The organism is Trichlorobacter sp. (assembly GCF_030247655.1).
Lineage (GTDB): Bacteria > Desulfobacterota > Desulfuromonadia > Geobacterales > Pseudopelobacteraceae > Trichlorobacter.
Genome location: NZ_JAOTRZ010000132.1, coordinates 1 through 7,829, shown reverse-complemented (window position 1 = coordinate 7,829; position 7,829 = coordinate 1). Strand labels below are relative to the sequence as shown.

General features: G+C 50.2%; 7 protein-coding genes and 1 pseudogene. 1 reads left to right on the top strand and 7 read right to left on the bottom strand.

The features are described from left to right. The 6 genes and pseudogenes from OEL57_RS11355 to pheA form a co-directional block, all read right to left on the bottom strand. On the bottom strand, window positions 1-448 hold a 448-nt coding region (locus tag OEL57_RS11355; protein ID WP_300740649.1), incomplete at its 3' end, for a S1 RNA-binding domain-containing protein. A gap of 93 nt (window positions 449-541) precedes the next feature. After that, window positions 542-1,384 (bottom strand): 4-hydroxy-3-methylbut-2-enyl diphosphate reductase, encoded by an 843-nt coding sequence (gene ispH, locus OEL57_RS11350; protein ID WP_300740648.1) that lies wholly within the window; start codon window positions 1,382-1,384, stop codon window positions 542-544. Next, on the bottom strand, window positions 1,381-2,079 hold the full coding sequence (gene cmk, locus OEL57_RS11345; protein ID WP_300740647.1) for a (d)CMP kinase: 699 nt from the start codon (window positions 2,077-2,079) through the stop codon (window positions 1,381-1,383). The genes ispH and cmk overlap by 4 nt, the downstream gene beginning before the upstream one ends. Continuing rightward, window positions 2,076-3,380, bottom strand: a complete 1,305-nt coding sequence (aroA, locus tag OEL57_RS11340; protein WP_300740646.1) for a 3-phosphoshikimate 1-carboxyvinyltransferase — start codon at window positions 3,378-3,380, stop codon at window positions 2,076-2,078. The genes cmk and aroA overlap by 4 nt, the downstream gene beginning before the upstream one ends. A 34-nt stretch (window positions 3,381-3,414) precedes the next feature. Beyond that, window positions 3,415-4,269, bottom strand: coding sequence for a prephenate dehydrogenase (locus OEL57_RS11335; protein WP_300740645.1), 855 nt, complete (start codon window positions 4,267-4,269; stop codon window positions 3,415-3,417). Continuing rightward, window positions 4,269-5,344, bottom strand: a pseudogene (pheA, locus tag OEL57_RS11330) (prephenate dehydratase). Before pheA ends, OEL57_RS11335 begins: the two are co-directional and overlap by 1 nt. A gap of 224 nt (window positions 5,345-5,568) precedes the next feature. Here pheA and OEL57_RS11325 point away from each other — a divergent pair. Continuing rightward, window positions 5,569-6,888 carry an HDOD domain-containing protein gene (locus OEL57_RS11325; RefSeq protein ID WP_300740644.1) on the top strand — a complete coding sequence of 440 codons (1,320 nt, stop codon included), beginning with the start codon at window positions 5,569-5,571 and terminating at the stop codon, window positions 6,886-6,888. A 32-nt stretch (window positions 6,889-6,920) separates the two neighbouring features. Here the strand turns inward: OEL57_RS11325 and OEL57_RS11320 are convergent, their stop codons facing one another. Beyond that, window positions 6,921-7,808: an HDOD domain-containing protein gene (locus OEL57_RS11320; protein ID WP_300740643.1), complete on the bottom strand. Its 888-nt coding sequence runs from the start codon at window positions 7,806-7,808 to the stop codon at window positions 6,921-6,923. Between the last annotated feature and the right edge of the window lie 21 nt (window positions 7,809-7,829).

Genomic DNA, 7,829 nt, shown 5'->3' with positions numbered 1-7,829 from the left:
ATGATGCAGGCAGAAATGCATTGATGCCGCCGATAGCAACGGTAAAACCACCATTGGTCTTGGCAATGATCGTACCTTCAAGAACAGCACCCTCGCCGCCAGCTTCATGGATTGTTTCCCAGGCTGCCATCTGGTCAGCACGCTTCTTGGAAAACTTGTTACCGCCATCACGGCTGGACACCACTTTAACTTTATCGCCAACACAGACCGACACGTTGCCTTCTGCATCCCGGAACTCACTGATGGGAACAAAGCCTTCAGACTTACGGCCCACGTCAACCAGTACCGTATCAGGATCAACACGAACAACGGTCCCTTCAAGTATTTTATCCCGCTCAGGCCGCTCCTGCTCTTTCAAGCTGGCGCTGAACAGTTCTGCAAATTCATTACTTTGGTGCTCAACGTCCATATCATCCATATCTACGTTGAGTCGTTTAACTTCAGTCATGTGACCAATACCCCCTGGTTAATTTTCGCCGCCGACTACCGCCGACCGATAGCAGACGCGAGTTGGCTACTTTTACACACTTTTGTATTTAATTCAATGTGAATTGTTTACCTGATCAAGTCGATCCATCACTTCGTCAATGATCCATTTCGGTGTTGATGCGCCAGCGGTCACACCTACGGTTTCAACCCCCTGAAACCATGAGCAATCGATCTCAGCAGCAGTTTCGATATGGTAGGTTCTGGGCTGAATTTCGGTGCAGATCTCCGCAAGACGGCGGGTATTTGCACTGTTAAAGCCACCGATCACAATCATGCAATCAACCTGCTGGGCCAGTTCTGTGGCCTCCTGCTGACGCACGGCGGTTGCATCACAGATGGTGTTGTAAACCCGCACCTCGCCGCCACGACGCAAACATGCGGTAACGACACTCTTCAGGTTGTCAAAGGACTGGGTGGTCTGAGCAACAACCCCCATTTTACCCATTTTAGGCAGTTGCTTAACCTGATCTCCCGAGGCAACCACATAGACCTTTTCTTTCCCGTAAGAAACAATCCCCTGTACTTCAGGATGGTCTGCATCTCCCACCACCAGCACGTCATAACCAGCCTCAGACAGATACTGCACATGCTCTTGAGCCTTTTTGACAAAGGGACAGGTGGCATCCACCACCTCCAGCTGTTTTTGGTTGGCCTCATCCATCTCGCTTGCCAGCACCCCGTGGGAACGGATGATAACGGTGCCATTACTGACGCCGGAGAGATCCTTGACCACCCCGACACCCATCTCCTCCAGCTTGTTCACAACCTGTGGCGAGTGAATAATCGGCCCCAGGGTAAAGGTTTTTTGATCTTTACCAGCAGCCTCAAAGGCCATCTGGGTGGCACGCTTGACACCGAAACAGAATCCGGCCCGTTTTGCCAGCATCACCTTCATTGTTCTCTATCCTTTCCTGCTGTTCGTTCACGATAGACCTGTTCCATCAGAGCAATTACCTGCTCAATGGACAGTCCGGTAGAATCAATCGGGATCGCGTCATCAGCCTGACGCAGGGGGGCAAGCTCCCGATCTGAATCCTGCTGATCACGCTGGGCAACGTTATCAATTGTTTCCTGCAGGGTGGTCTGAACACCTTTAGCTTGCAGTTCAAGAAACCGACGACGCCCTCGCTCTTCAGCAGATGCAGACAGAAAGAATTTAATTTCTGCATCGGGGAACACCACGGTGCCAATGTCGCGACCATCCAGCACAACACCACCCTTGGCACCCATTTTCCGCTGCAGGTTCATCATCGCCTCGCGCACTGGCGCAAGGGTTGAAATCCTTGAGGTAAGCATGGAGATTTCAGGGGTACGGATCTCGCTGGTTACATCCTGGCCATTGGCCAGCACCCGTGTTGTCCCATTATGCAGCAGAAGTTCCACCTCAGCATGGTCACTGAACGTCTTGACGGCCTGATGATTTTCAAAATCGAGTCCAGCTTCACGGGCCAGCCAAGCCATTGCCCGGTACATGGCACCGGTATCGATTTCAAGATATCCAAGCCGTTTTGACAACGCCCTGCTGATCGTGCTTTTACCAGCACCGGAAGGCCCATCAACTGCAATGACAACACCACGCTCACGCCTCATCGTACTGCCACCTTAGCTAATAGCTCATAAAACCCAGGAAAAGAAGTGGCAACACAGGAAATATCATCAATCTGTATTTCATTCTTGCAGACCAGTGCTGCTACCGACAGTGACATGGCGATCCGGTGATCACCACAACTGGTTACCGTACCACCAGAGAGCGATTCAACCCCCTGGATGATCATGCCATCCTCAGTTTCATCAATCTGCCCTGCACCGACAGTACGCAGATTACTGGCCATGGCGGCAATCCGGTCTGTTTCCTTAACCCGTAGCTCTTTGGCATCTTTGATTGTGGTGGTACCTTCAGCCACTGCTGCGGCCACACAGATGGCTGGAAATTCATCAATGGCACGGGGCACAACATCGCCACCGATCTCAATCCCTTTTAGACGCGAAGAACGGACCATCAGATCAGCCACCGGTTCACCTGAGACCTCTCGTTGATTCTGCAAGGTGATATCTCCGCCCATTGCCTGCAGGATATCAATCACACCGGTACGGGTAGGGTTTACCCCCACATTGCGGATTAACAGTTCTGAGCCAGGCGTAATCAGGGCAGCCACCAGAAAGAAGGCTGCGGAGGAGATATCGCCAGGCACCACAATGTCTTGCCCCTTCAACTCCCTGCTGCCGCGCACGGCAACACCATTATCAAAAGTATCAAGGTCTGCGCCAAAGAAACGAAACATCCGCTCGGAATGATCACGGGAAAGTGAGGGTTCTGTAACTTTTGTCTCTCCAGCAGCGTACAGACCAGCCAACATAAGGGCAGACTTCACCTGAGCACTGGCAATCGGTGACTGGTAGTCAATACCGGACAAACTGGCGCCGGTAATGGCCAAAGGGGCGAGGGTTCCACCCCCGCGACCGGCAATCTGTGCCCCCATCCGGACTAACGGCTCCACCACCCGCTTCATGGGACGTTTACGCAGATACTGATCACCGGTAAGCACCGAGAAGAAGCTTTGACCAGACAAAAGGCCGGTCATCAAACGAATAGTTGTGCCGGAATTCCCGCAATCCAGCAGATCACCCGGTTCTTTCAGACCATGCAGACCAACCCCATGAACCGTGACGGTCTGACCATCATCTTCAATCGGCACCCCCATACTACGAAAAGCCTTCATGGTTGAGAAGTTATCCTCACCTCTCAAAAAGTTACTGATACGGGTCGTCCCCTGGGCCAGAGAACCCAGCATGATGGCACGGTGGGAGATGGACTTATCACCAGGGACAGCAAGCTCTCCCTGCAGTTTTTGGACAGGTGCAACGGTTATCGGTTGTGCATGTTCGTGCATAGTCACCTCAAGGGGCACCATCCCCCGGTAATAATCAGATTATTTCATCTCTCAGGCGTTTGGATGTTGTGAAATAGTTCTCAAGCCAGACACCATCACCAGCAGCAACCTTTTCCTTCAGGGCAGCAAACTCTTGCTGGTAGCGATCAAGTACTGACAGAAGCGGCAGACGATTCATCAGGGCTATATCGCGCCACATGGAAGGATCAGAGGAGGCTATCCGCGTAAAATCACGAAACCCGCCAGCAGAAAAGGCCAGAATATTCTCCTCCTCTTCAGCTGATCGATCAACCGCATGTACCAGCGCATAGGCAACCATATGCGGCAGGTGGGATACCGCAGCAAAGACCCGATCATGGGTCAACGGTTCCATGCATTCAACCCGACTACCAGCTGCCTCCCAGAGACGTTGTACCAACTCAAGGGCCTGTTGGTTAGTACGACCGGTAGGAGTCAAAATACAGCGACGCCCCTGAAACAGTGTGGCAAATGAGGCCTTTGCACCTGAATGCTCTGTGCCGGAAATCGGATGTCCACCAACAAAGTGACAACCTTCAGGCATCAACGGCTCGCAGGCAGCTACCAGATCTTCCTTAACACTGCCGCCATCAGTTACCACACAACCAGCAGGCAGATACGGAGCACAAGCGGTTACCGCAGCTGTCATTGCCCGCACCGGTACTGCCAGAAACACCAGATCAGCAGCGGATACAGCTGCTGCATAGTCAGCAGCAACCTCATCAACCACACCCAACTGTAGCGCCTCAGCCAAATTGTCCGGGTCAAGGTCAAAACCAATCACCCGCTGTACAACCCCTGCAGCTTTCAAAGCCCTGCTAAAGGAACCGCCGATCAAACCTACTCCAATGACAGCAAGCGTCTTAATCATCAACGTGCCTTTGGATAAGAACCGAGAATCTTTAAAAATTGACAGAAACTCCGTAACTCTTCAATGGCCTCGCCAACCGGTGCCTCAGAAACATGACCCGACATATCCAGAAAAAAGATATATTCCCAGGCCTTGGTCTTGACTGGACGGGATTCAATCTTGGAAAGGTTGACCCCACGTCGGGCAAACGGTTCAAGCATCCGGTAGAGGATACCTGGTTCATCCTTAACCGAAAACAGAATCGACGTTTTGTCATTACCGGAAGGCTCTGCCAGCTTGCTCGATACCACAATAAACGGGTAAAGTTGTTAACCTGATCCTCTATGCGGGAACGGACCACCTTCAGACCGTAATGCTCAGCAGCAGAACAACCGGCAATGGCGGCAGCACTTAAATCTTCAGACACAATCTGGGCTGCAAGGGCAGTTGATGCTACGTCCACCAGTGGCACATTTGGAAGGTTTTCCTCAAGCCAATGACGGCACTGCGCCAATGCCTGCGGGTGGGAATAGACCTTACGCACATCCTCCATACGACCGGTGCGGGACAGCAGATCATGGGAGACTTCAAGCAGCACCTCAGCAGTGATCTTGAGGTCACTTTCAACAAACATATCAAGGGTATGGGACACCATCCCCTCGGTAGAATTTTCAACCGGCACCACGCCATACAGCGCCCTGCCCTTTTCAACCTCTTCAAAAACCGTTGGAATTGATTTCTGAGGAACCAATTGAGCTGATAAACCGAACTGCTGCATGGCCGCCATATGGGTAAAGGTTGCCATTGGCCCAAGAAAAGCCACCTTTACCGGGGATTCCAATGCCAAACAGGCAGACATGATCTCACGGAAAATGCTGCGAAAGGCTTCTTCAGGCAAAGGCCCCTGATTCAAACGGGCAACCCGCTCATGAACCTCCCGCTCACGGCTGGGCACATGAAAATCACGATCCTGCCCTGCTTTTAGCCTGCCTACATCTGAAGCCACTCTGGCACGCTGATTCAATAGCTCAACCAGATTACTATCAATCTGGTCTATTTCGCCACGTAACTGTTCAAGGCTTTGTGTCTTTGACATGGGAACTCTTCCGAAACCGGCAGGATATATGAATTTGGGATTGTCAACATAGTAGATAGGCTGGCAAAAGGCAACTTTTTTTGCCCGTACGTCCCCCCCAAACAGGGCATGTAATGCCGAAGCTGATTATCTCCAAAGTCATTTAGCTCCTTGCATAAGTTTTGAGGCCAGCTATACTTTTTATGCAGACCTCATATCTCTACACACAATTAGCGAGGCCATCCATGCAACCTGCATTTCACGATCAGAGTGACGAGAGGATTTCCCGCTCCATTGAAGGCTCTTTAAGCTTGATGTCCCTTGCTGATCTTATTCAGTGGATAGAGAACTCAAAAAAATCAGGATCACTGGTTGTCACCCATGAAGAGTATGTACGCCGTTTTTTCTTTCAAAACGGCAGATTAATCTTTGTCTGGTGTGACCAAGAGGGCGAACTGCTTTATGATTCTATCCATGAGCAGTTTGGACTTTCAACAGAGCGGATCATGGATACGCTCAAACAAGCAGAGCAGTTGGGAATATCATTTATGGGCATGTTATCAAGCGAAGAAGGAATACCACTGGAACAACTGGGGGGGATCATAACCACACTGGCAGAGCAATCATTAACCACCTCACTTGCCTGGCGTGCAGGTCGTTTTCGCTTTAACGATTTTCTACCTGCCTCAGTTCTCTGCAGCCCGGTTAACATTAAACCTACCCAGGTTTTACTTGACTCCACCGTCCTGATAGACGAAGCCAGACTGAGTGGACAGTCCAGCCTTGATCCTGTATTGAATGAAGTCTATGACCTGATTCGGAAAGGTGCGATTGACATCCCCCCACTGCCGGCTGAAATGCAGCTATTGATGGACAAGATCAACAACCCAAGTCTTACGATTGATCAGGTTGTTGAATGCCTGACCGATCCCCTGCTGGTTTCAAAAGTGCTGCAGGTCTGCAACTCGCCTTTCTATGGCAGGCGCAGTAAAGTTGATACCCTGCGGGATGCCGTGGTCTATATGGGGCTCAAGTCGTTGATGAGTATTGTTACGGTCAATGCTCTCAGCGGTTTTTCTCCCCTCCATGCCGAACAGATTGAACAGATTCTACACCATTCAATGATGGTGGGGATGATTGCAAAACAACTTGCACGGGATATGGGTGAAAACCATGACCAAGCCTTTGTTTGCGGCTTACTGCATGATCTTGGCTGGATCGTCATGCTTGAAATGTTGTCCAAGTATGATCTGGACAAAGAAAAACGGGACCAGCTAATACGGGAACACCATGAAACATTAGGAGCTTTGGTCGCAAAAAAATGGAATTTTTCAGAGGAAATTCAGGAAGTAATCAAACATCACCACACACTGGAAAAAGCCCAGAACTACAAAAATATGGTACAAATAATCTTTTTGTCGAATCAGTTGGCCAAGAATGAAACACCACTACCAGATGACGTTGTTTCAGCACTCTCACTCAATGACAGAGACTGGACTGCACCGTTTGCTGACCACCTTGAAGAACTTGACCGGGAAATTGACAGCATTCTGTCTCCCCAGTAAGCCGTTTTACTACATGAGACCTATCTATGCAATCAGCCATAAATTGAGTCAACAGTCTGCTTCACCTGCTGAACCAGCTCTGCCAGTGAAGAACGGAAATCTGACAGACGCTTTACGCCAAGCCCGGCTAGCTGCCGTTCAAGTTCAAGCATATCTACACCATATACCTCGCCTTCACGCTGCTCTGCACTTTCATATTTACAGCAAAACCCGACATTCAGACATACTTTGTCTGCAATATAAATCAGGTGCGTTAATGGAGACATTGCATCAGTACTTGTTCCGTGATGATTTTTTATCACATCAATATAGACCTCAGGAAAACGCCATTGTTCAGCCAGCAACCCACCCACTTCGGCATGGCTGGTACCAAACACCTCCATTTCAGCCTGATGGAGATCAATCTCCCGCTCTCTGGCAAGTACCAGCACGCGGGTAAACTCATCCCTGCGTTGCTGACTGAGGATTACCTCACCAATATCATGCAGAATACCGGCAATGTAGGCCTGATCCAGGGGAATAGTATCACTGAAAGACGCCAGTTTTTTCGCAACCAGGCCAACACCAAAGGCATGTTCCCAACAATGCTGCATGTTAAGCGGGCTGCGACTTTGAGAATCAGTAAGTTCCAGAAAGCAGGAGGTCAGAATAATTTCAAATACCCGTTGAGGACCAAGATAGATAAGGGCCTGACGAACAGAGTCAATCTCCTGGAGCAGTTTATAGAGGGGGGAATTGACAATCCGGATAACACGAGCGGCCATAACCTGATCAGACAAAAGAATATCCGCCACCTCTCCCATATCAACATCTGACTCATTCAGGAGCTGTATGGCGCGTGAGGCTGCGGCCGGAACAGTAGGAAGGACCTTAAAGGTCTTCATGATAGTTTGTGCAGTAGCAAGCGGGGATACGGACATATCTTTATAACTCCTGAAGCC

Excerpts from the sequence above, each read along its gene's own strand:
- ispH (WP_300740648.1), bottom strand. The coding sequence starts at position 1,384 with ATGAAGGTGATGCTGGCAAAACGGGCCGGATTCTGTTTCGGTGTCAAG.
- cmk (WP_300740647.1), bottom strand. The coding sequence starts at position 2,079 with ATGAGGCGTGAGCGTGGTGTTGTCATTGCAGTTGATGGGCCTTCCGGT.
- aroA (WP_300740646.1), bottom strand. The coding sequence starts at position 3,380 with ATGCACGAACATGCACAACCGATAACCGTTGCACCTGTCCAAAAACTG.
- OEL57_RS11335 (WP_300740645.1), bottom strand. The coding sequence starts at position 4,269 with ATGATTAAGACGCTTGCTGTCATTGGAGTAGGTTTGATCGGCGGTTCC.
- OEL57_RS11325 (WP_300740644.1), top strand. The coding sequence starts at position 5,569 with ATGCAACCTGCATTTCACGATCAGAGTGACGAGAGGATTTCCCGCTCC.
- OEL57_RS11320 (WP_300740643.1), bottom strand. The coding sequence starts at position 7,808 with ATGTCCGTATCCCCGCTTGCTACTGCACAAACTATCATGAAGACCTTT.